Here is a 23,835-nt window from a genome sequence, read left to right as displayed (position 1 = left end):
ATGGGAAAAGAAATTAATTTAGCTTACCTTTATGCCGATATATTAAACCTTCACGGAGACAGAGGAAATGTTCTTGCTTTTGAGAAAATAGCAAAAGAAATGGGTATAGAATTAAAAACTACAAGAATTGACAGCCCAAACGAAAAAATTGACTTTGACAAATTCGATATTATACTTTTATCTCCGGGAGAATTAAAAGTAATGGACACAATAGTAGAAACTTTTAATAATCAAAGAGACGAATTTGAAAAATACGTAAACGAAAATAAATATATGTTTGTAATTGGCACAACAGGTGCAATACTTGCAAAAAACATTAAATTTGAAGACGGAAGAGAAAAAGAAGGCTTAAATGTATTTGATATGACAGCAACAGAAAGAAAATGGATATATGGTGATGATTTAACATTTAATGCTAATATAGATGGTAAAGATATGGAAATAATATCATGCCAAATAAATTCAATTGACATAACTTTTAACAGTTATGAAATTACTCCTTTCGGAAGTGTAAACTACGGACTTGGAAATGACAAAAACCATAAAGAAGGAGCAAGAAAAAATAATTTAATTTATACAAATGCATTAGGACCTGTTTTTATTAAAAATCCATGGTTAACAAAAGAAATTTTACTAGATATAGCAAATAAAAAAGATATTGAAATTAAAAATATCGATTTAGATTTTTCTATTGAAGAAGCTTCAAAAGAAACAATAAAAGACTTTATAAGTAAAAAAGAACCTGTTCAATAAAAAAGAACCGATAAGGTTCTTTTTTTATATGTAAAAAAGCCGCTAAAAGCGGCTTTCCTACCAAAAAGAAAAAATGGTAAACATATATAATTATTAAAATAATTATTTACGATATTTTTCGTCAAGCTTCATTACTTCATCAACATTGCTTTGACTCTTACAGCCTTGTTCAAAGTCATTGTCTAACCAGTGTTTTAAAACAACTTTTGCTGTTTCTTTACCAATAACTCTGTATCCCATAGTGATAATTTGTGCATTGTTGCTTAAGCTTGCTCTTTCTGCTGAATATGGATCATGACAAACAGTTGCACATACTCCAGGAACTTTATTGGCAGCAATACTCATTCCAATACCTGTTCCGCAGAATAATAAACCTCTGTCATAATCTTCATCTCTTACGGCTAATGCAACTTTTTCTGCTATATGAGCATAAAAAGTTTTATCATTTTCATCTTTAACTCCTAAATCAGTTACTTCGTATCCTTCGTCTTGTAAAAATTTAACAATTTCATCCTTTAAAAGTAAACCTACTGCATCTGCACCTAATACTATTTTTTTCATATTCTTCCTCCTATTCGTAATCAAAACCTGTACATTTATTCATTACTTTAACGATTGTTTCATATGATGGAGCATCGTTGTATAAAATTTCATATAAAGCTTCCAAGAAAGGAAGTTTTTCTCTTTTTAATACTCCTTTTTCTTCAAGTTGAGCTACAAGTTCCCAAGCAAATTTTATCGCATTATAACCTTCAACTGTTATATCTTCATCTCTCATTTTCTTTATGGCTTTTGTTCCCGGAGTCCCAGCACCTACAACTTCACCTAAAATTCTGTTTCTTCCTGCTTCACATGTAATTTCAAGATCTCCAACACCCGGTTGACCTATAACAGAAGCATAACTTCCGCCCATTGCTTTTGTTAAAACGCCCATTTCAGCAACCGCAAATGTGAATAAAGCTGCTTTACAGTTATTATTGTTTTTACCTTCAAGTTCTTTAAAACCTTCAGCCATTCCAAGACCGATTGAATAAGCATTTTTCATTGCTGCACAAATTTCAAGTCCGATTACATCAGTTGTAACACCTACATTATATTTATCTGTTGCAAGAAGACTTCTCATATATTTTGCTGCTTCAATATCCTTACTTGCATAATCTACTGAGTTTGGACATTCCCATACAACTTCTACAGCTTTACATGGTCCGCCAACAAATACCAAAGGAATTTTCCCTTTTAATTCTTCAGGAAGTAATTGTTCTAAAATATCAGGAAGAATAATTACTTTATCTTTTTGTTCAAGATCGTATTCAAAACCTTTTGAAACACTACCTACAACCATTCCTTCTTTTAAATAAGGAATTGCTTTTTTAAATACACTTGCAAGACCGTCGCTTGTTATACCCATTATAACTAAATCTGCGCCTTCCATAGCTTGTTCAAGTTCTTCATTGTAAAAATACTTAATTCCGTCTGCAAGTTTACATTTGTGTTTTATATGAGTTCCATCTTTTTTCAACTGATCGATAATTTCAGTATCAAGATGAGTCCCCCATAAGTTTACATTGTGTCCGTTCTTTCTAAGTGGAGTAGAAAGGGCACTTCCCATCGCCCCTGCACCAAGAATTGTTACATTAGCCATATTATATGTACCTCTCTTTATTTTAATTACTATATTTTATATAAAAAAACCATAACATAATAACACATGTAACATGTGCATTTCGTTATGGTTTCTCTAATTCTCTTCCAAAACTTTCTATTAAGTTATATTTATTATATACGATAAGTGAAAATTTTTCAATATGTTTTAATTATATTTAATGATTTTTTTCTCTAAGAATGAAACTAAAAAATACATAATTCCTGCAACAGCCGATAAAATAACGACTCCTGCCATTACAAGATCAAGATTAAATACCTGTGAACCATAGACAATTAAGTACCCAAGTCCCTCTTTACTTACAAGAAATTCTCCCATTATAACTCCTACCCATGAAAGACCTACGTTTATTTTTAAAGCATTTATTATATTTTCTATACTTGAAGGAAAAACTGCTTTTGAAAAAAGTTGCATCTTTGTTGCATTAAAAGTCTTAAGCAGTATTATCTTTTCTTCCTCGACTTGCATAAATCCGGAATATACACCTATTATTGTTGCAACAATTGAAATTGCAAGAGTCATAATTAAAATAGAACCCATTCCTGCTCCAGCCCATACGATTATTACCGGACCTAATGCTACTTTAGGTAAAGCATTTAACACAACCAAATAAGGATCAAGTATCTTTGCAAGCCTATCACTCCACCATAATATCATTGCTATTATCGTTCCAAGAATTGTACCTATACTAAAACCCATTACAGTTTCAAAAGTTGTAATAAAGAGGTGATTATAAAGCCCATTTGTTTTTATTAAATCCACTATTGTTTTAAAAATTCTACTTGGAGTAGATGTAATAAATTGATTAATCCATCCCATTTTTGCACTTAATTCCCACATCAAAACAAAACATGCTAAAATCGCAACTTTCCAAAACAAAACTATAAAGTTTTCTTTTTTTATATTTTTTAAGAAATTTTCATGTTCTTTTTTCTTTAAATCATCATATATGCACATCCAAATCCCTCCATATTTTATCATAATAATCAGCAAATTCCTTTGCTTTACGCCTTTCAACTGGACTTAAAGAATCAACGGAAAGATTAATTTCATATATATTTTTTATATTTGCCGGTCTTTGAGAAATTACAACCACCCTGTCAGCCAAAGAAATAGCCTCTGATAAATCATGAGTAACAAGTATTGCTGTTTTATTACTTCTTCTTATAGCCAAACTTATATCTTCACTTACGGCAAGCCTTGTTTGATAATCGAGAGCTGAAAATGGTTCATCAAGCAAAAGTATATCGGGTTTTAGAGCAAGAGTTCTTATTAAAGCAACTCTCTGCCTCATTCCTCCTGATAATTGCTTTGGATAAGCATTTATGAAATTTTCCAAACCATACATTTTTAAAAGTTCCATTACATATTTTTTATCTTTATCATCTATTTTTCCTCTTGATCTTATTTCAAGACCAAGTAATGCATTACTTAATATGGTACGAAAAGGAAACAATTCATCTTGCTGCAGCATATAACCTATTGTAGGGTTTTGTTTATTTATGGTAAAAGTACCACTGCTTGGCTTAATCAAATTAGAAAGCATCGATAAAATAGTACTTTTTCCACAACCGCTTGGACCTACCAAAGCTATAAATTCACCTTCATATACATCCAGAGAAAACCCTTCTACTGCAGTTATTATGCTGTTTTTCGTATGAAAGTTTTTCACCAAATCTCTAATTTCCAATAAAGGTTTTCTCATTACTCATACTCCTTTATCTATTTTGTTTTCTCTGCAAATGTAGTATTTACCAAATCTTTATATGCTGCTTTTTCATCAAGCTGTCCAGCCATTGTCATAATTTCTTGAAGTCTGTTAAAAGCATCTTCTGTTATAACAGGTGTATCATTCCATGCATCAATACTTTTATATCTGTCAATTACTTTAACTAAAGTATCTTTATCTGTATCAGGGAAAAATTCTGCTATGTTATCTGCAATTTCCTCACTGCTTGCGCTATTTACGTATTTTAAACCTTTAGAAACAGCATTTGTAAAACTTTGAATAAGATCCGAATTTTCCTCTATAAAACCTTTTCTTGCATTATATACGGTATAAGGAACTTCACCACTTTCTTCACCTATTGACTTAAGAACATAACCTTGTTTATTTTCTTCAACTTCTGTTGCGCTAGGTTCAAATAATGCTACATAATCACCGGTTCCTCCTACAAAAGTTCCGGCCATTGCTGCAAATTGTACAGAGGTATCTAATGTCACATCTTTTTCTATGTCTATTCCATTTTTCTTAAGCACATACTCAAGTGTCATTTCAGGAACACCACCAGCTCTTCCTGCAATAATATGTTTTCCTATTAAATCAGAATATTTAAAATTACCTTTACTGTCTTCTCTACCAACTAAGAAAGATCCATCTTTTTTTGTTACTTGAGCAAAGTTTATTAAATAATCCTCTTGACCTCCCTGCATAACATAAATAGTTGCTTCCGGACCGCAAAAACCAATATCACTATCCCCACTCAAAACTGCAGCAGTTACTTTATCGGCTCCTTGTGCGGTTGTAAGCTCAATATTTATTCCTTCTTCTTCAAAATATCCAAGACTAATTGCCGCATATTGAGGTGCATAAAAGATTGAACGAGCAACTTCGCTGACTTTCACAGTTGCAAGTCCCTCATCTTTATTGTTTCCACACCCAATAAAACAAGATAAGCAAACAAACGTACTAACTAAAAGTGCAATAATCTTTTTCAATGTACTACCTCCCAAAATTGTTATTCACCATTATAGTATGCGGTTTAACTTAATTTTGTACTTATATAAAAAGTCTTTTATTGAAAAACAAAAATTTTAATAGTAATATATTAGATACAAATATTAATTATGAAATTAAAACAATCAATAACTTAATATGGCAAAGAGGTAATAAATGGGAACAATAGTAAATGTTATTGCAATTTTATTTGGAAGTACCATAGGAATGCTTTTTAAAAAATTTATAAATAAAAGAATAGAGAATAACTTAAAAACCGCTCTGGGACTTTCTACTGTAATAATAGGCATACTTGGAATAATCACTTCTAGTATTACAGTAGATAATAACGGAGTACTACAATCAAATAATGTATTATTACTTGTTTTAAGTTTGGTAATAGGAACTTTTATCGGTGAAATCTTAAATATAGACTATAAGACAAATCAGATAATAAAAAAATTAGAAAATAAACTTTCAATACAAGGATTTTCAGATGGATTTATTCCTGCTTCGGTTTTATTCTGCACAGGAGCAATGGCAATAATAGGCTCTTTAAATGACGGTCTTATAGGAGATCATACAATTCTCTTCACTAAATCAATACTTGACGGAACAATAGCAATATTATTCGCTTCAACTTTAGGGTTTGGAGTATATTTTTCAAGCTTAACCGTTTTAATTTATCAAGGAGCAATAACAATTCTTGGAATATATTTATCTCCTTATTTATCTGATGCACTTATAAATAACATATGTCTGGTTGGATATGCAATGATTGTATGTATCGGTCTTGACTTAATGAAAATAAAAGAAATAAAAGTTTTAAATATGCTTCCGGGACTTTTAATCCCTATTTTATATGCTTTAATTTTTTAAAAACAAAAAAGAAGAGTACAAACTCTTCTTTTTATTTTAAAATTTTTTTTATAAGATTTTCTTTTTTCTTTGTATAAGGCTGATATCTTAGATTAATATCAATTAAATTACTTCTTTTAAGTATACTTTTTTCATGAGAAAAAGTATTAAACCCATATTCCCCGTGGTAACTTCCCATACCACTGTTACCTACTCCTCCAAACCCCATATATTCGTTTGTAAGATGAACAATGGTATCATTTATACATCCACCTCCAAAATTAACTCTTGATAAAATATAATCTTCTAAAGCTTTATTATCAGAAAACAAATATAAAGCTAATGGAGTTTTGTTATGGTTTATTATTTCTACAATATCTTCTTTTGTTTTAAACGTCATTATAGGAAGAATAGGCCCAAATATTTCTTCCTTCATACAAGCGTTTTCAAATGTTACATTATCTATTATTGCAGGCTCAATTCTTAAATTCGCTCTATCAACTTTCCCTCCCCAAATTATATCTTCATTTTTTAACATAGATACAATTCTGTTAAAATGCTTTTCATTTATTATTTTTACATAATCTTTATTTTTAAGAGGCTCTTCTCCGTATTGAATTGATATTTCATTTTTTAACAATTCTATAAAATTATCTTTTATATTCTCTTTTACAATTAGATAATCAGGAGCAACACAAGTTTGTCCTGCATTTAAAAATTTACCGAATACTATTCTTTTTGCTGCAAGTTTTAAATTTGTATTTTCATCAACAATACAAGGGCTTTTCCCTCCAAGTTCCAACGTTACGGGTGTTAAATTCTTACTTGCCTTTTCCATAACAAGCTTACCAACACTTACACTACCTGTAAAAAATATATAATCATATTTTAAATCAAGTAAAAAGCTATTTAATTCTCTTCCTCCAATTGCAACACTTACTACTTCTTTAGGCAAATATTTTTCAATAAGCTTTTTTAATACTTCACCTGTATATTTTGAATAAGCACTTGGCTTTACAACACAAACATTTCCCGCACTTATTGCATCTACTAAAGGAGAAATCGTAAGCATAAAAGGATAATTCCAAGGACTCATAATAAGAACTAAACCATAAGGAACCTTTACCTTGTAACTTTTACTATAAAACTGTGATATCGGTGTTTTAACTTTCTTTATTTTACTAAATTTCTTTATATGTTTTATCATATAGTTTATTTCAGTTAAAACCATTCCAATTTCACACATATAACTTTCATAATAACTTTTACCTAAATCTTTTTTTATAGCTTCACAAATTTCTTCTTCCATTTTAAGAATTCCCATTTTTAAATTCTTTAAAAGTTCTATTCTAAAATTAATATCTAAGGTCTTGCCTCTATTAAAAAATTTATTTTGAATTTTTATTTTTTCTCTTATTTCCATATTATCACCATTATTTTATACAAAAAAATATACTTAAATACATAAGTATATTTTTATCATTTACAAATTATTATTTAAATTAGAATCTTTTTTTTCTTGTTCTTCTCTCTTTAATTGTTTTGCTTCTTTTTTTCTTCTAAGTCTTTCTCTTTCTTTTTCCTCTCTTTGTTGTCTTTTATTTATTTTCTTAATTCTTTTTTCTTCTTTTTTATTTTGATACTCTTCAATTTGTTCTTTTGTAACACTCATGTTTTTTGATTTAAGTTTTTCTTCATTTTCCTCATCATATCCCCTAAAACCATTTAAAAGAAGAGTTTTCACATACTTTCTATTATAAATAAAAGCAAAAAGCAAATTTATTACAAACCATATACATAACAAAGTAAAAGACCTATTTAGTAAAATCAAATTAAACTTATCTTGAATATATCCCACAACAAAATAAGTGCAAAGCATTATTAATGTCCATAAAAAATCTGCTCTTAACAAAGGTACAAATTGCCCAAAAAACAAAGTTGTAAAACTAAATCCTAATTTTGATTTTTTTATTCTATTTTCATTATTTTTTAGAAATATTTTCATTCTACATTACGCCTCCGTTTTGACATAAACATATATTAGCACAAAATTTGTAAAATTTTTATATAATTTGTTATTTTTAATATAATTATAAGATTCTAACGACATTCTAATAATGACTATATTAATATATATGCATTAAGCAAAAAAAATAATAAAAAAGACTGATTATCCTCAGTCTTTTTCATTAAATAAAATTTTAATAAAATCATCGTTTTTAATATTTATAATATAATCAGATATATTTATATTACTTAAAAGTTTAAATACATCTTCTTTTTTATATCTTATCCCTTTTAAATTATCTTCAAGCTCTTTGGTTTCTTTAACAGAAAAGTAATCTCCGCTTATATTAATATCATTTATAAATCCGTCTTTTATATCAAGCATGATATCAATTATACCTACGCCCTCTATTTTCTTTTTATTTTTTATTGTAAATTTAGGCGAATATCCATAGTTAAAGTCCCAGGTTCCATACTTTTCTTTAACCAGTTTTTCTATATTTTCAATATCTTCCTTTGAAAGTATGTATTCATCAATATCCTCATTGTTATATATTTCATTTAAAATAAAATCCTTAAATTCATAAATATCCATATCTCTGTTTATCATATCTTTAATATTCAAAACCCTGCTTCTTACGGATTTTATTGCCTTTGAAGTTATCTTTATATCACTGACATTTAAAGCATTAACAAGTGCTTCAACATTAACATCAAACATTATAGTTCCATGATGTAACACTTTCTTTTTGTTCATACACTGCGCATTGCCACTTATTTTTTTTCCATCAACAAGTATGTCGTTTCTTCCGCTTAATACAGCATCAATTCCCAGTTTCTTTAATGCTTTTATTACAGGAGTAGTATATTTTTCAAAATCAATTTCTTTTATATCATCTTTTTTTGTTGTAATGAAAGAAAAATTCAAATTTCCTTCATCATGATATACTGCTCCTCCTCCTGTATTCCTTCTTGCAACAATAATATTATTCTTTTCTACATATTCACTGTTTATTTCTTCGATTGTATTTTGATGTTTTCCAACTATAATTGAAGGAACGTGAATATAAAAAAAGAAATAATCATCATCGAACTTATCATTATTCATTACATAATTTTCAAAAGCCATGTTATAGTAAGGTACTTTAAAGTCAGTTTTTATATATTTCATAATCTAAATAATCTCTCCGGAAAATAATATATTTGTATATACTTCGTCATTTGGTCCTTTTTTAGTATATATTGTAATATTACCTACACAAGTATCATATCTTGCAAACTTATTTACAACACCGTTTGTTTCAATCATTGTAAACTTTACAAGAGCATTTAAAAGGTCATCTAAAAATTCATCATTGTATTTTTCAAGTTGTGTAAATACATCTTGACTACAACCAAGAACGCCAAGTTTCTTATTGGCAACTAATATACCTTGCAAATAATCGTCTTTCATAATCTTACCTCCTAAGAAAACAATATAATAATATTCTTTCCCAAGATATTATTTTTTATTTTGTCAATTCTTCTAATACTTTTCTTACATTTTTTTGAGCATCTTCTTGTATCTCTACAATTTTTGCACCTCTGCTTTTTGCTACTTCTCTTAAATCACAAGCAATAGCTGTATGATAAGAACAGCCTATAACAAGAAACACATCGCCAGGTTTCATTGTAGAAACAAGTTCATAAGCCTTTTGGTAATTTGGTGCAGGATCTCCATATAAAACAGGCTTATTACGTAATTTATATGCTATATCCATTTCGTCATCTTCAGGCAGCCCCCCATGAAGTTCCAAAGGTTCGCTTCCTGCTTTTGTATGGAGTCCATCTATATTCATTGTAATAATTGGAATATTGTATTCACTTAAAGCATAATGAGCATCATTAGGCTCAGCTCCATTCATATTTGCTTTTAATTGTCTGATTGTTTCGTTATATTCTTTTGGATGTAATATGGCAAAATCTCTAAACAGTTTTTCTCTTACATCAGGTCTTTCCATAAAAGTTGGAATATTACTTTGTTTTGATATACCTGCTCCGGTAAACGCTATAATCATTTTTATCATCCCTTATCTTAAAAATTTATTATATAATTATACCCTTTAAATTATTCAAATTCAAGAAGTTATACTTTAGTAATAAATCTATTTAGTGTATAATTATTTATATAAAAATATGAGGAGATAGTAAAATGGTTAAATACGGGATATTAAGCACAGCGTCGATAGTTCCAAGATTTGTAAAAGGTGTAAGAGAAAGCGAAAACGGAGAAGTTGTTGCAATAGCTTCAAGAGGAAAAGAAAAAGCAAAACAAAAAGCAGAAGAATTAAATATAGGAAAATACTACGGAAGCTATGAAGAATTATATAATGATGATGAAGTTGATGTAATATATATAGCAACTATAAACTTTGCTCATTATCAAAATATTAAAGATGCATTAAACGCAGGCAAACATGTAGTTTGCGAAAAACCATTGGTTTTAGAAAAAAAACAAGCAGAAGAATTATTTGAACTTGCAAAAGAAAAAAATCTATTTTTGGCAGAAGCACAAAAAGAAGTTTTTCTTCCTGTTACAAATAAAGTAAAAGAAATAATCAAAGAAAAACAAATCGGTGAAATAGGTCTTATGGACTTTGCGACTTCTTTCCCTGGAGATTATAATGCTTGGACTCTTGATTTATCAAAAGGCGGCGGGGTATTTTTCACAAATGCAGTATACTGCATAGAATATATCGAATATGTTTTAGGTAAACCAATAAGCGAATACTTTGGAATGAGACTTAAAAGCGAAGAATTTGGCGGGGACAAAGAATGCACGCTTAACTTTAAAATAGGAAATGATACTCTGGCTACAAGTAAAATATCAGGATATGTTAAATTATTAAACAAATTGTTTATCTATGGAAGTGAAGGTTACATTGAAATGGATAACTTCTATAAAGCTGATAAAATGACAATACACTATTATGATGACAGAGATAATGAAGAAGTTTATCATCCTGCTACATGTGAAATGACATATGAAATTAATCATTTTAATAGTTGTATTATGGAAGGCAAATTAACAAGTGATGTTATAACAAAAGAAATGACAATACATAACGTAGAAATACTTGAAAACATACAAAATTCATGGAAATAAAAAAGACTGTTTAAACAGTCTTTTTTTGTTTATCATTTCTTCCCTGTCTCAAAAGACTATTTTCTTCCACAAACAAGTCTTTTGCAAGTTTTACTATTTCAGAACTTACCAAAGGAACTAAAGATAAAGTTAAAACAAAGTCCCACTTATTTGGATCAAGGGCTGATAATTCAAATATTTCTCTAAAAAATGGAACTATAACAATGATTATTGCAAGCAAAGCTGAAACTATATTTGCAAGTATAAGAACCTTATTTTTCATTGGAGGATTGTCAAACAAGCTTTCATTCATTGCCCTTACATTAAATGTGTGAAATAACTGAGATAAGCAAAGTATCAAGAAAGCAAAGGTTCTTCCCGTCTCAAGAGAATAATAGGTATTACCAAACCAAAAACCAACCAATGTAACGAAACCAATTAGTAATCCTTCAAATATAACTCTTATGCTAAAACCAGGAGTAAATATATTGTTATCCTTCTTTTCAGGTTTCTTTTCCATTATATTTTCCTCTGAAGGGTCAACTCCAAGAGCAAGTGCAGGAAGAGAATCTGTAACTAAGTTTACCCATAAAATCTGTATAGGAAGTAGAGGCATAGGATAATTAAGTATTGTTGCAAAAAATAATGTAATAATTTCTCCGATGTTACAAGAAATCAAAAAATGTATGGCTTTCTTTATATTTTGGAATACCCCTCTACCCTCTTTTACTGCCATAACTATTGTTGAAAAATTGTCATCACATAAAATCATGTCAGAGGCACTTTTTGCAACATCCGTCCCTGTTATTCCCATTGCACATCCTATATCTGCTTTTTTAAGTGCTGCAGCATCATTAACGCCATCTCCACTCATTGCAACAATATTACCACTTTTTTGATAAGCTTCAACAATCTTTACTTTATTTTTCGGTGTAACTCTTGCATAAACACTTATATTATTTATTCTTTTCTCAAGTGCTTTATCACTTAAACGTTCAAGTTCCAATCCACTTATACATTCTTCATCATTTTTCAATATTCCAAGTTTTTTTGCAATAGCTTCAGCTGTAAGTTTATGATCTCCCGTAATCATAACAGGTTTTATTCCTGCTTTTTTACAAGTTTCAATTGATTCAAATACCTCCTCCCTTGGAGGATCAATCATAGCCGTAAGACCTACAAAAATGAGATTATCTTCTACATTTTCTTTATCAGGTAAATTATCCAAAACTTTATAAGCATACCCCATGACTCTATATGCTTCCATTGAAAGCTTGTCCACTTGAGATAAAAAATCTTCTCTTAAATCATACGTTATTTTCTTTACATTAGATTCACAAACATAATGAGAGCATTTATTTATCAAAACATCGCTAGCCCCTTTTACATACACGATATACTTATTATCTTCCCTATAAATGCAGCTCATCATTTTCCTTTTAGAATCAAAAGGAAGTTCGTCAAATCTAATTTTCCTTTCTCTTTCTATTCCACTTTCTTTTGCAAGTCTAACCAATGCAACCTCAGTGCTATCCCCTATTTTAACTTCTTTACCTTTCTCATCATAATAAAGATTTGCATCGTTACAATCATACGCAACATTAATAAGCATTTTAAAAGCTATGCTTTTATTTGTAGAAAACTCATCTTTATCTATAATTCTATTTGCAATATAAACTTTTTCCACACTCATTTTATTCTGCGTTAATGTTCCTGTTTTATCTGAACATATTACGTTTGCACTTCCGAGCGTTTCAACGGCATGCATTTTTCTTATAATAGCACCTTTTTTACTAAGCCTTGTTATACCTATAGAAAGAACAATGGTTATTACACTTGGAAGTCCCTCCGGTATTGCGGCGACAGCAAGAGAAACACTTGTCATAAACATATTTAAAGGTTTATTACCATGAATAAAACCTATAATAAAAATAGCAATACAAACCCATAAACATCCAAGAGAAAGAACCGTTCCTATTTCTTTTGTCTTTTTTGCCATTGGAGTTATATTTTCACCTTGCGATGTAATCATCTTGGCAACCTTGCCTATTTCGCTGTCCATACCTGTAGCCGTTACAATATATGTACAATTTCCATAAGTTACAATTCCCGACGAATATACCATATTACGCCTTTCAGCAAGAGCAACTTTCTCTTCTTTTATAATTTTATTATCTTTATCTATTGGAATACTTTCTCCCGTAAGAGAAGATTCATCTATTTTCAAATTATTGCTTTTTATAATTCTTCCGTCTGCAGCAATTAAATCACCGCTTTCGGCATAAACTATATCTCCTACCACAACTTTATTAAAAGGAACTTTTATAACTTGTCCATCTCTTATTATTTTTGCTTCGTTAACACTAAGCTCTTTTAATGCCTCAAGTTCATTATCTGCCTTATATTCTTGGAAAGATGCTATTAACGCATTTACTATTACTATAACTAGTATAATAATTGCATCCCTTCCCTCTCCTATAAAAAAAGAAACAGCAGCAGCAATTAAAAGAACAATAATAAGAAAATCCTGAAATTGAGATAAAAAGATATCTAAAAAAGTATTTCTTTTTTCCTCAATTAAAATATTTTCTCCATATTTTTCAAGCCTTAAATTTGCTTCTTCTTCGCTTAGCCCTTTTTCTTTATCACTATGTAACATTTCTATAATTTCATCAACCTCTACATTAAAAAACATATTACGCCTCCTTTTATAGAAATTATATTTATATAAATGTGTATAATTTATCGGTTTTTGTTTATGAATCAATAATAAAATTTATTAATTATCAATTCTTAACTTTTTCTTAAATAAGTAAAAAATACAAATTGTATATTGGCAAAATAAAAACACGAGAGTATAATCCCAAAATGTAAATTAAATAAATCCGGTAGGTAAGGCTACTACAGGGATATGGACTGTTGCCGCAAAATGATGGAGACATAATGCGTTGGTTTGAACAGGTTATATCGAAAACAAGGTATAACATAATACAGTTTCACCGCCCTGCAGAGTTAAAGCTCAAACGGCTATAAAATATTGAAGTATATCTTATACAAACCTTTGAGCTTGTATAAGATTTTTTATTTATCCGGATAAAAAAAGGAAAGAGGTGAAGAAAATGGACGCTGGAGGCAGTATTAACACAAAAAATAAAAAAATAGCATTAATAGAAAATTTATTCCTTCAGTGAACATTTTTCTATTTATAACGTTATCTTTTATTTTTGTGTCTACCTTCTCTAAATTCTACTTTAAAACAAAGAAAATGGAGGTAATAGACCAATGAAAGAAAGAATCTTAAAATCAAAAATGACATCATCTATGGTTCATAGAGATGATGTAAATCAAAAATTATTATTTGCGGCAAACAATGAAACTAAAGATGTAATAAAATTTTTTAATTCATCAAATAATGGATTAAAAAATATTAAGGCAAATGAACTACTTGAAGAAAACGGAAAAAACATAATAACAAAAAACAAAGAAGAATTAATAATAACAAAAATTTTTAAAGCATTTATAAATCCTTTTACATTAATTTTATTAATGCTTGCTGTTGTTTCAACCTTTACAGATATAATATTAGCTGATCCGGGAGATAAAAATCCCATTACAGCAATCATAATAACATTAATGGTTATGATTTCAGGAATACTTCGTTATACACAAGAAACTAAAAGCAACAATGCGGCTCAAATATGATTTGCAGTACAGCCTGTATTGAAAGAATTGAAAATGAAAAAAAAGAAATCCCAATGGAAGACATAGTTCAAGGCGATATAATTCATTTATCTGCAGGCGATATGATACCTGCAGACATAAAAATTATAGAAGCAAAAGATTTATTTGTAAGCCAATCTGCTCTTACAGGAGAAAGCGAAGCAATAGAAAAAACTTCAAAAGTAAATAATGAAAAAACATCTATACTACAAATGGATAATCTTGCTTTTATGGGAAGCAATGTAATAAGTGGAAGCGCAAAAGGTATTATTATTACAACAGGCAATGATACAATGCTTGGATTTACGGCAAAAGAGCTTATGAATAAACCTGTTAAAACTACATTTGAAAAAGGCGTAAATTCCGTATCATATCTTTTAATTAGATTTATGCTTATAATGGTTCCTATTGTTTTTTTCATAAATAGAATAACAAAAGCTAATTGGATAGGAGCATTATTATTTGCTGTTTCCATTGCAGTTGGATTAACACCTGAAATGCTACCTATGATAGTTACATCATGTCTTGCAAAAGGAGCTACACAAATGAGCTTAAAGATTTAAACGCAATTCAAAACTTAGGTTCTATTGACATTCTTTGTACAGATAAAACAGGAACCTTAACAAAAGATAAAGTTGAACTTGAGTATCATTTAGATATAAAAGGAAAAGAAGACGACAGAATTTTACGTCATGCTTTTTTAAACAGCTACCATCAAACAGGTTTAAAAAATCTAATGGATAGAGCTATAATCCAAAGAACAAAGGAATTATCGAAAACATAAGAATATTTAAAAAATCTTGAAAAAGATTATATAAAAGTTGATGAGATTCCTTTCGATTTTGAGAGACGTAGAATGAGTGTTGTAATAAAAGATAAAAAAGACAAAACTCAAATGATTACAAAAGGTGCAATAGAAGAAATGCTAAACATATCTTCTCATGTTGAATATGAAGGAAAAGTCTTAAACTTAACCAACGAAATGAAAGAAAATGTAATCAAAAAAGTAAAAGAATTAAACGAAAAAAGGAATGAGAGTTCTTGGAATAGCTCAAAAAACAATCCTTCAGGAGTTGGTGCTTTTAGCGTAAAAGACGAAAAAATATGGTTTTAATAGGTTACCTTGCTTTTCTTGATCCACCAAAAGAATCAACAAAAGGTGCAATTAAAGCATTAAAGAAATATGGCGTTGATGTAAAAATTCTAACCGGAGATAACGAACAAGTAACAAAATATATTTGCTCAAAAGTAGGAATTAAAATAACAAATATCATTACAGGAGAAGATCTTGAAAAAATCTCTGATATGGAGCTTAAGAAAAAAGCAGAAATAACAAATATTTTTGTAAAACTTTCTCCTGAACAAAAATCAAGAATTATAAGGATCTTAAGAGAAAACGGACATAGTGTTGGATATATGGGAGATGGAATAAACGATGCAATTTCAATGAAAGAAAGCGATGTTGGTATCTCTGTTGACACTGCCGTTGATATAGCAAAAGAATCAGCAAATGTAATTTTACTAAAAAAAGATTTAATGGTTTTAGAAAAAGGAATCATACAAGGAAGAAAAACATATGCAAACATGATAAAATACATCAAAATGACAGCATCATCAAACTTTGGGAATATGTTCTCTGTATTATTTGCAAGTGCATTTTTACCATTTCTTCCAATGGCTTCAATACATTTTATATTATTAAACTTTATATATGATTTATCTTGCACAACAATTCCTTGAGATAATGTTGATGAAGAGTTCATCTTAAAACCAAAGACATGGGATGCATCATCAATAAGTAAATTCATGCTTTGGATAGGACCTACAAGTTCAGTATTTGATATAATAACATACATAGTTATGTACTTTATCATATGTCCTCTTGTAATGGGCGGTAATTATGCAAGTTTAAATAGCTCAGCGCAAATCATGTTTATTTCTTTATTCCAATCAGGATGGTTTATAGAATCAATGTGGAGCCAAACACTTGTTATACATATGATAAGAACTCCAAAGATACCTTTTATTCAAAGCAGAGCATCAAAAATATTAACATTTACAACATTTATGGGAATAGCTTTATTTACAATAATTCCTTTCACATTTATTGGAAAATCAATAGGACTTACAAGCTTACCTATCGTTTATTTTGTATTTTTGATTTGTGTTATATTATCATATATGTTACTTGTAACTTTTATAAAAAAGTTATACATAAAAAAATACAACGAATGGTTATAAAAAAGAACTCAGACTTTTGTCTGAGTTCTTATAATTCCTTATACTTAATAATTAAAATGCCTAAAATATAACCTATAATTCCTCCTACTATGGGGAAGAAAATAATATCAACTGCATCCAAAAAACTATTTAATAAAAAATCCTATACAAAAGAAAATAGTCCCTGTATAAAAAGCAAAATTAAAACATAAACTTTCATCTAATGTTTCAATTTCCTCTTCATCTCTAACAAGAGAATCTATTGTTACATCAAAAATATCAGCTATTAATTTTAAATTTTCTATATCGGGCATTCCATTTCCAGTTTCCCTTAGTTAAAGATATGAACCCTCATTATCAGTCTACTTTTCCAATAAATCGGTAGTATATCTCTATTTCCTGCATTCTTTCATTGTCCTCATTCGTTGTTGCTTCGTGAATGAGTATTTTTTCTATCATTGCATTTAATAACGGTGCTATCAGTTCCTTTGGTACGGAATACTCCTTGATTAACTCAATCCACTTTTCAGCACCTATCATATCCTGTTCCATTTTCCTTAATTCTTCTCTTAGGTTGGTTATCTGCTGTTCCAGTTCTATCTGTTCCTTTTGATATTTCCCCGACAGCATAATGAGGTTTCGTTCCGTTATCTTCTCACAGGCTCTATCTTCGTACATTTTCGCAAACAAGCGGTCAATCTCATTTTGACGGTTCTCGGCTTTCTTCAAAGCACTTGCCTTTTTCTTCTTTTCCCGTATTCGCTCTGCATTGCCAGCCTTTTGTATCTTATTCAACCACCTTTTCTTCGTCCTGCTGTACTGCCTTAGACCAATACTGCAATCGTTCCAATACAGCTTGATACATCACATCATAGCGGATATAGTGCATAGAGCAATTACCTTTGCCAAACTGCCCGTAGTAACTGCAAGCATAATAAATGTATGGCGTTTTATTTGCCTTATTTGTTGCAAACCTCATAGACCAGCCACAATCCGCACACTTGACAAGCCCTGCAAATATCGGCGTTGCCTTTTCCTTTGTCTGTCTACGCCTTGATTTTATCTGTTCCTGCACACGATAGAACACTTCTTTGTCAATAATCGGCTCGTGGGTATTTTCTACTCGAAACCATTCACTTTCGGGTTTACGCACTTTCTTTTTACTCTTGAACGATACCGTAGACTGCATATTGTTAACGCTATTCCCGATATAGACTTCACTTTTTAAGATTGCCTTAACATGAGCAATCGTCCACTCATAACGCTTGCTGTCGGGCTTTCCCTCAAAGATATATGCAAAAGTGCCATACCTTGTAAAATTCAGCCAAGACGCTGTCGGGACTTTTTCTTCTCGCAGTATCTTTGTGATTTTTGCACTACCGTAGCCTTGATAGGCTAGAGAGAAGATTTTTTCAACAATCCATTTTGTTTCCTCATCAACCAGCAGTTTCCCTTTGATGTCAGGGTGTTTCTTATATCCTAGCGGAGCATAAGCCCCATAATGAGCACCCTCTGCAAATTTCGTCTTAAAGGCTGATTTCACTTTACGGCTCGTATCTCTTGCCCCCCATTCATTGATGATGTTCTTAAATGGTGCAATCTCACTTTCGCCTTTTTCGCTGTCTACACCGTCATCAATCGCTATGTAACAGACATTATGGCTAGGAAAATACAATTCAGTATATTGTCCTGTCATAATATAATTTCTGCCAAGTCGTGATAAGTCTTTTGTTACAACACAGTTGATTTTGCCTGCCTCTATATCCTCAATCATTCTTTGAAAACTCGGTCTGTCAAAATTTGTTCCCGACCAGCCGTCATCAATATATTTATCAATCACATTCAAATGATGTTCTTTTGCATATAGACGCAACATACTTCTCTGTGTAGTAATGCTGGAACTTTCGCCTTGTAATTCATCATCTCGGCTCAACCTAAGATAAAGTGCAGTATTGTAAATCTGTTGTTTCATTGTCAGTTATCCTCCTTTATAACTAACCCATGTTTACAATACCTGCTTGCAAGTAAAGTATAACATGTGTACTTTTTGTCATTCAATCTATTTCTTACAACTGCACCGATTTTATGCGATTGTCTGCTTTGCCTTTTCTAGCATAACATCAGTTAAAAGTTCTTCCATTGTCTTTCCCTTTTCAGAAAATGCTCTTTTACAACAATCTTTGTCTTTCCTCTGTTGCCAATGCCACGCTTGTTATTTTTCTTTTGAATTGTTTTTACAGCATTATCAATAACACATACCCCCTTTCTGTAAAATCTTTCTAAGCAATTCAACGGCTTTTGTCATAGTCCACAGGAGTTCCACCTCTGCATTATCCAATGTAGCCGTACCCATTGCGTGCGACGCTCTTAACGCTCAAGCTGTGGCTGTACGGGAGTATCATTATCAAACAGAACAGGTCATGGCGGTAGGAAAGGACAAGTTTCTTACAGGAACACAGATAAGGTTCGCTCGCTTTAGCAGGGAAAAGGTCATGGCGTATCTGTTTCAACGGCTCGCTGTCTGTCAAACGTATTGAACTGCTTTATTCAGTTGTCAAAGAACACGAAAGAAGAAAATCGTCTTTCCTATATACCGCGTTGGAAAAGAACAGAAGCGTAACCAATCTTCAAAACTTTTTCTCTTTTCCTGCACCATATAGGAAACGAAAACTACGGATTGTTAAGTTGAGAATGAAAAGATTTTCTTCTTTTCACACCAACACTCGACGTAAACAAGACATTTGAATACAAATTGACAATAATTTTGTGGAAATATTGATTTTCTTTTCAGAACAACACTGTACTTCAAACACCTGTTTATTAACCAAATCAAGAATTTTCTTTCCTCTTTCACATAACACTGTCCACTCAACTCGATTTTTCGACTTTTTTTCAAAATCTTTTCTTCTTTCACTCCATATAGGGAATGGAAACCTCGATTTAATGAGTGGTTTTGAAAAAAAGTTAGATTTCCTTTTCTCACACCATATCTGTACGCTAGTTGATGTTTTGTTGCAGATTTTTTGAAGAAATTAAAAAATACCGTCATTCTCTTGTGGAACATCGATATCTATACGTTCTTCTATGGTTGATTTTTCTAACTGTAATAAGTATTTATGTTTGTCTTTGAGTTCTGCCTGCACAATCATATCTTTCAGTATCGTTGTATGATTTTCTCTGTCTAATGTCTGTACCATTTTTATGGTCGGTGCAACCTGTCTTTGTAGCCAATGTAATGCCTTTTGCAAGGTATAGGGCTCTGGCTTTGTAGTTAAGCGTATCGTTTCTCTGTTATCCCCTACAAACCAAGCCCAATCCTCATTCATTTTCCATTGACTTTTCGGTTTATCATCCTCTCTATCTACAAAACGGACATAATGATTGATGATAGAAAAAGCAGTACGTTCAGCGTCCCGATAAGTCAGTAAATCTACAACGGCATAATAGGCTCGTTCATTCTTCAAGCGTATTTCAAAACGGTTCTTGATTTCTGTATCTTCAACTTCTATACCATTCTTGACATACTGCTCATAATTCTTCTGATAGGCACACATATATAATTCACTACTGGTTGAACCAAGATATAAAGTTTCTCCTGTGTTCTTTGGCGTATCATCACCGCATTTTTCTGTACTGCCATAATTTTTCTGCTTTCGGAAATAGGAAACACATTCCCCAGCCATATATTTTTCCTTTTAACTTTGGAATATCTAATATTCCTGCTCGTTCATTGATAGCCAAGTCAAGCCGTTTCATTACACCGCCAGCCGTCATGCAATCAAGCATAAAATCATACCATGAGCGTTCCTGTGCCAGCAGATAACTTTCCAGTTGCCGACAGCCTTTACCTTTCAGTTCCAATAGAACTCCTAAATGTTCCTGCATGGAACACATGATATTGATGTCGCCAAGCACATATTTGCTTTCATATCCGTATTTTCCATAATCTTCATACAGCATATAATCGGCTTTCAGTTGCAGTACATCACGGATAATCTTTAATGCGTCCGTAGTAGAAAAGCGGACACGAAAGTAATCAATTAGTAAAAATAACGGCTCTCGTGGATTGAAACGCCCAATCTGTTTCTCTATGATTTCCTTTAATTCGTTATTCAATGGCTGTTTGCTTTTTCAATGCGGTTATAATACTCACGGCTGATACCACAGGCAACCGCAAGCCTAGTTTGTGTTACACCGTATTTTTCACGTTTTTGCCTTAATTCTTCAAAAAAGTTTTTATCATTCATTCTAAAATTCCTCCAATCAAAAAAGGCAACTACCGTATCTTGATAATTGCCTATACTTAAATTTCTTCAAAAGAAAAAGACAATCAATTTCTCATTTGAAATCAACTGTCTTTCCTGTGTCTTTTTCAAGTGATAATGGCGTAATTTATATCACACCTTGCAAAATACGGTTTTACCCCGTAAATAAAGCGTTTTCCGCTTGTAAATGTCTATTGTCTTTTGTTTTTTCTGCCCCCTTGTTGTTAGATAACGGGAGCTTTGAACGGCTCGCAGGCTCGCCCAACCGACAAGGTGAACCAGCCCCTCGCCAGCAAGCTGGTGTGCCGAAAAGTCTGGAAACTTCCGCCACCGTGTCCGGTTCACTCCATCGGTATAAAAATTGCTTATGATAACACACAACAGCCTGTTATCTCTTTATCTTTCCATGTTTTTAAAGAAACACCTTATTTATGCTCTAAGGCTTTCTTTTTCTTAAATACCGCTAGAATTGCAATACCTAATGCACTGATAACTAATAAAGAAGTGAATAGACCTACATTTGTCTTATCGCCTGTTTTTGGATTGCCTGTATTGTTTATTTTATCTCCACCGTTATTCGGATTTTTCTCTTTATCCGTATTTGGTGTTGATATTTTTCTCTCTTTGACTGTGACTTTAATCGTCTTAGTATAGGATGCTCCTTGGCTGTCTGTTACCTTGTAGGTTACTTCATATACCCCAGCTTTGGTTGTATCCACCTCATTCTTCACAACTTCGAGATTTGCTGTGATGTCACCGTCTTCCTTATCGCTTGCTGTTACATCTGCTTTTGGGTCAAAGGTATCACCGACAGTCAGTACTTTATCCGTTGCCGTGATGGTTGGTGCTATGTTTAAGTCAATCAGGTTCATATCCCAAGTTGCATGATAGACGACTGTTTTTGTTACTTTATCTTCAATTTGAGGTGACCATCCTTTAAAAGTATATCCATCTCTTACCGGTATTTCTCCGAAATCCGGTGTTTTAGAACCTGTTACGATGTTCTCAAACACTTTGTCTTTGAATACTTCTTCATTGTCGACCCCATCAGTATAAGTGACGGTATAACGTGTCTTTGTTCCCTGTGCTGCAGGAATCGGGAATTTAACTTTTTCTCCACTTGGCATATTGATTTCGGTCTTGCCATTAAGCGGATACCAGTTTTCTTCCTTAAATTCAGCATTATCTGCATCTAATTTGACAGTATACTTTAGCTGATAAGTATAATAAGTTTGGTTACCTTCCGTTGTTGTAGTTGCATTCGTCAACTTCCATGTAAAGCCATTCTCATCTTGCTGAATTGTCGTTGGCAAGTTGCTCACTGTAACAAATGGAGCAGAACCGTCAGTAACAGTTAGATTTTCACCAGTAATCCCACTGACAACACTTTCAGAAATAGCTTCGAAGACTTTCATTAAATCTTCAGTTTTTCCAACGATAAATGCTGTATCTGGACTTTGTGCGATATTATCTGCCAGAAAATCAGAAACCAACGGACCGCCTTCATAGGTGGTTTGATCCTGTGCTCCATAACACACGGTATAAACCTTTGATTCATCCTTAAGAACTTTAGCATCTTTAGTTGTCAAATCAATAATATTTTGACTTCCACTTCTTCCAGAACCTTTTAAATCATAGATGACACCATCAATTACAACATGCGTATGCATCCATGTAAATATTCCACCAGAGCAATTTTTAAGATAATAGGTTGGTGCTCCATCGGTTAATACAACTGTGTTTCTATTCTCCTTTTGAATTCCCTGAACCGTAGACTGCTTAAATAAAGAAGATGCCTGTTTTAATCCAGCTTGTAAATTAGTTCCTCCATTTGCCCTTAATGCTTGAATCGAATCAATAGCACTTTTCTTTCCTTGTTCCGTAGAAACATCTGTCCAATTTAGAACTACCTTAGTTTCAGTAGAAAATTGGACAACGGCTAAATAACGTCCCGTGTTTTCTTTCTTTCCTGCGTATGTCGTGATAAATTCAGCAGCCGAATTTTTTAAAGTTTTTAGGCGTGAATCATCGTTCATACTCTCTGATGTATCAATCACAAGAACAGTTGCAGACTTTTTGCTGAATGATTCAACCTTTTGTTTAGTAACAACTTCCAAGGTAATCTCATAAGTGTTGTCAGCAACAGGCGTGGCAGTTTTATTAACAGAATGAATTCCTTCTGGTAGCGTCTGCTGTAATGTACCTTCAACCCATTGACCAGAACTGTCATAATAACCATTTTTCACTGCATCGTTTTCACTGGCAAGAGCGTCAGCGTTAACAGGTGCTAATGCGAAACACAAGATAAATGCAAGTGCAAAACTTGTAAACCTCTTTAGATTCATTGTTCTTTCTCCTTTTTTAAATTTACAACAGATGATTAAAAAATTCTACTCTTCCCTTCCTGCTTTTATATCATTATCAAAAAGTACACTTTTTACCAGTCTATTGTATGATTTCTATTACAAGCGATAATGCCTATTTTGTCAATACTCGTGGTATTTTTACC

Annotated in this window: 19 protein-coding genes, 2 pseudogenes and 1 riboswitch; of the genes and pseudogenes, 4 read left to right on the top strand and 17 right to left on the bottom strand. The window is 31.6% G+C overall.

The genetic code is table 11. The features are described from left to right. Positions 1-753, top strand: coding sequence for a hypothetical protein (locus ACTQYZ_RS04065; protein WP_441022897.1), 753 nt, complete (start codon positions 1-3; stop codon positions 751-753). Between the two features lie 102 nt (positions 754-855). Here the strand turns inward: ACTQYZ_RS04065 and ACTQYZ_RS04060 are convergent, their stop codons facing one another. The 5 genes from ACTQYZ_RS04060 to ACTQYZ_RS04040 all read right to left on the bottom strand — a co-directional run bounded on the left by ACTQYZ_RS04060 (position 856) and on the right by ACTQYZ_RS04040 (position 5,134). Then, complete coding sequence (locus ACTQYZ_RS04060) at positions 856-1,314, bottom strand: RpiB/LacA/LacB family sugar-phosphate isomerase (RefSeq protein WP_253229989.1); 459 nt, start codon at positions 1,312-1,314, stop codon at positions 856-858. Positions 1,315-1,324: 10 nt separating this feature from the next. After that, a complete protein-coding gene (locus tag ACTQYZ_RS04055; protein WP_441022895.1) occupies positions 1,325-2,395 on the bottom strand; it encodes an NAD(P)H-dependent glycerol-3-phosphate dehydrogenase in 1,071 nt (356 codons plus the stop codon). A gap of 168 nt (positions 2,396-2,563) precedes the next feature. Further along, positions 2,564-3,373 carry an ABC transporter permease gene (locus ACTQYZ_RS04050; protein ID WP_441022893.1) on the bottom strand — a complete coding sequence of 270 codons (810 nt, stop codon included), beginning with the start codon at positions 3,371-3,373 and terminating at the stop codon, positions 2,564-2,566. Continuing rightward, positions 3,360-4,121, bottom strand: a complete 762-nt coding sequence (locus tag ACTQYZ_RS04045; protein WP_441416071.1) for an ABC transporter ATP-binding protein — start codon at positions 4,119-4,121, stop codon at positions 3,360-3,362. Before ACTQYZ_RS04045 ends, ACTQYZ_RS04050 begins: the two co-directional genes overlap by 14 nt. A gap of 17 nt (positions 4,122-4,138) precedes the next feature. Continuing rightward, entirely contained in the window at positions 4,139-5,134 is a 996-nt protein-coding gene (locus ACTQYZ_RS04040) for an ABC transporter substrate-binding protein (protein WP_441416070.1), read from the bottom strand. 175 nt (positions 5,135-5,309) lie between these two features. On the opposite strand from ACTQYZ_RS04040, the gene ACTQYZ_RS04035 reads away from it, so the two are divergent. Then, positions 5,310-6,011, top strand: coding sequence for a DUF554 domain-containing protein (locus ACTQYZ_RS04035; protein WP_138269145.1), 702 nt, complete (start codon positions 5,310-5,312; stop codon positions 6,009-6,011). A 31-nt stretch (positions 6,012-6,042) separates the two neighbouring features. On the opposite strand, the gene ACTQYZ_RS04030 is transcribed toward ACTQYZ_RS04035, so the two are convergent. The 5 genes from ACTQYZ_RS04030 to ACTQYZ_RS04010 form a co-directional block, all read right to left on the bottom strand. Continuing rightward, on the bottom strand, positions 6,043-7,413 hold the full coding sequence (locus ACTQYZ_RS04030; protein ID WP_441416069.1) for an aldehyde dehydrogenase: 1,371 nt from the start codon (positions 7,411-7,413) through the stop codon (positions 6,043-6,045). A gap of 60 nt (positions 7,414-7,473) precedes the next feature. Further along, entirely contained in the window at positions 7,474-7,995 is a 522-nt protein-coding gene (locus ACTQYZ_RS04025) for a hypothetical protein (protein WP_441022885.1), read from the bottom strand. 171 nt (positions 7,996-8,166) lie between these two features. After that, positions 8,167-9,168: a lipoate--protein ligase gene (locus tag ACTQYZ_RS04020; RefSeq protein WP_441022883.1), complete on the bottom strand. Its 1,002-nt coding sequence runs from the start codon at positions 9,166-9,168 to the stop codon at positions 8,167-8,169. A gap of 3 nt (positions 9,169-9,171) precedes the next feature. After that, positions 9,172-9,450, bottom strand: coding sequence for a hypothetical protein (locus ACTQYZ_RS04015; RefSeq protein WP_138268722.1), 279 nt, complete (start codon positions 9,448-9,450; stop codon positions 9,172-9,174). 55 nt (positions 9,451-9,505) lie between these two features. Further along, positions 9,506-10,054, bottom strand: a complete 549-nt coding sequence (locus ACTQYZ_RS04010) for a Sir2 family NAD-dependent protein deacetylase (protein ID WP_207669790.1) — start codon at positions 10,052-10,054, stop codon at positions 9,506-9,508. A 134-nt stretch (positions 10,055-10,188) separates the two neighbouring features. Between ACTQYZ_RS04010 and ACTQYZ_RS04005 the strand changes: the two genes are divergently transcribed. Continuing rightward, on the top strand, positions 10,189-11,142 hold the full coding sequence (locus tag ACTQYZ_RS04005; protein WP_441022879.1) for a Gfo/Idh/MocA family protein: 954 nt from the start codon (positions 10,189-10,191) through the stop codon (positions 11,140-11,142). Positions 11,143-11,152: 10 nt separating this feature from the next. Here ACTQYZ_RS04005 and ACTQYZ_RS04000 read toward each other — a convergent pair whose 3' ends face one another. After that, entirely contained in the window at positions 11,153-13,816 is a 2,664-nt protein-coding gene (locus ACTQYZ_RS04000) for a calcium-translocating P-type ATPase, PMCA-type (protein ID WP_441416068.1), read from the bottom strand. 182 nt (positions 13,817-13,998) lie between these two features. Further along, positions 13,999-14,156, top strand: a riboswitch (M-box (ykoK) riboswitch). 247 nt (positions 14,157-14,403) lie between these two features. On the opposite strand from ACTQYZ_RS04000, the pseudogene mgtA reads away from it, so the two are divergent. After that, positions 14,404-17,082, top strand: a pseudogene (gene mgtA, locus ACTQYZ_RS03995) (magnesium-translocating P-type ATPase). A 125-nt stretch (positions 17,083-17,207) separates the two neighbouring features. On the opposite strand, the gene ACTQYZ_RS03990 reads toward mgtA, so the two are convergent. The 6 genes and pseudogenes from ACTQYZ_RS03990 to ACTQYZ_RS03965 all read right to left on the bottom strand — a co-directional run bounded on the left by ACTQYZ_RS03990 (position 17,208) and on the right by ACTQYZ_RS03965 (position 23,671). Then, positions 17,208-17,375 carry a hypothetical protein gene (locus tag ACTQYZ_RS03990; protein WP_441022876.1) on the bottom strand — a complete coding sequence of 56 codons (168 nt, stop codon included), beginning with the start codon at positions 17,373-17,375 and terminating at the stop codon, positions 17,208-17,210. A 43-nt stretch (positions 17,376-17,418) separates the two neighbouring features. Continuing rightward, the gene (locus ACTQYZ_RS03985; protein ID WP_441416067.1) at positions 17,419-17,856 is read right to left on the bottom strand and encodes a DUF4368 domain-containing protein; all 438 of its coding nucleotides are present in this window, start codon (positions 17,854-17,856) and stop codon (positions 17,419-17,421) included. Next, entirely contained in the window at positions 17,849-19,033 is a 1,185-nt protein-coding gene (locus ACTQYZ_RS03980; protein WP_441416066.1) for a recombinase family protein, read from the bottom strand. The genes ACTQYZ_RS03985 and ACTQYZ_RS03980 overlap by 8 nt, the downstream gene beginning before the upstream one ends. Before the next feature lie 152 nt (positions 19,034-19,185). Then, positions 19,186-19,353: a hypothetical protein gene (locus tag ACTQYZ_RS03975; protein WP_441022872.1), complete on the bottom strand. Its 168-nt coding sequence runs from the start codon at positions 19,351-19,353 to the stop codon at positions 19,186-19,188. A gap of 740 nt (positions 19,354-20,093) precedes the next feature. Further along, positions 20,094-21,308, bottom strand: a pseudogene (locus ACTQYZ_RS03970) (replication initiation factor domain-containing protein). Between the two features lie 443 nt (positions 21,309-21,751). Next, positions 21,752-23,671 carry a VWA domain-containing protein gene (locus ACTQYZ_RS03965; protein WP_441416065.1) on the bottom strand — a complete coding sequence of 640 codons (1,920 nt, stop codon included), beginning with the start codon at positions 23,669-23,671 and terminating at the stop codon, positions 21,752-21,754. Positions 23,672-23,835: the final 164 nt, after the last annotated feature.

The sequence above is a fragment of the Anaerofustis sp. LCP19S3_F7 genome (assembly GCF_052119445.1).
In the GTDB taxonomy this organism is placed as follows: Bacteria; Bacillota; Clostridia; order Eubacteriales; family Anaerofustaceae; genus Anaerofustis; species Anaerofustis butyriciformans.
The sequence above is the reverse complement of the archived record's forward strand: the minus strand, read 5'-3'. Positions and strand labels throughout refer to the sequence as shown.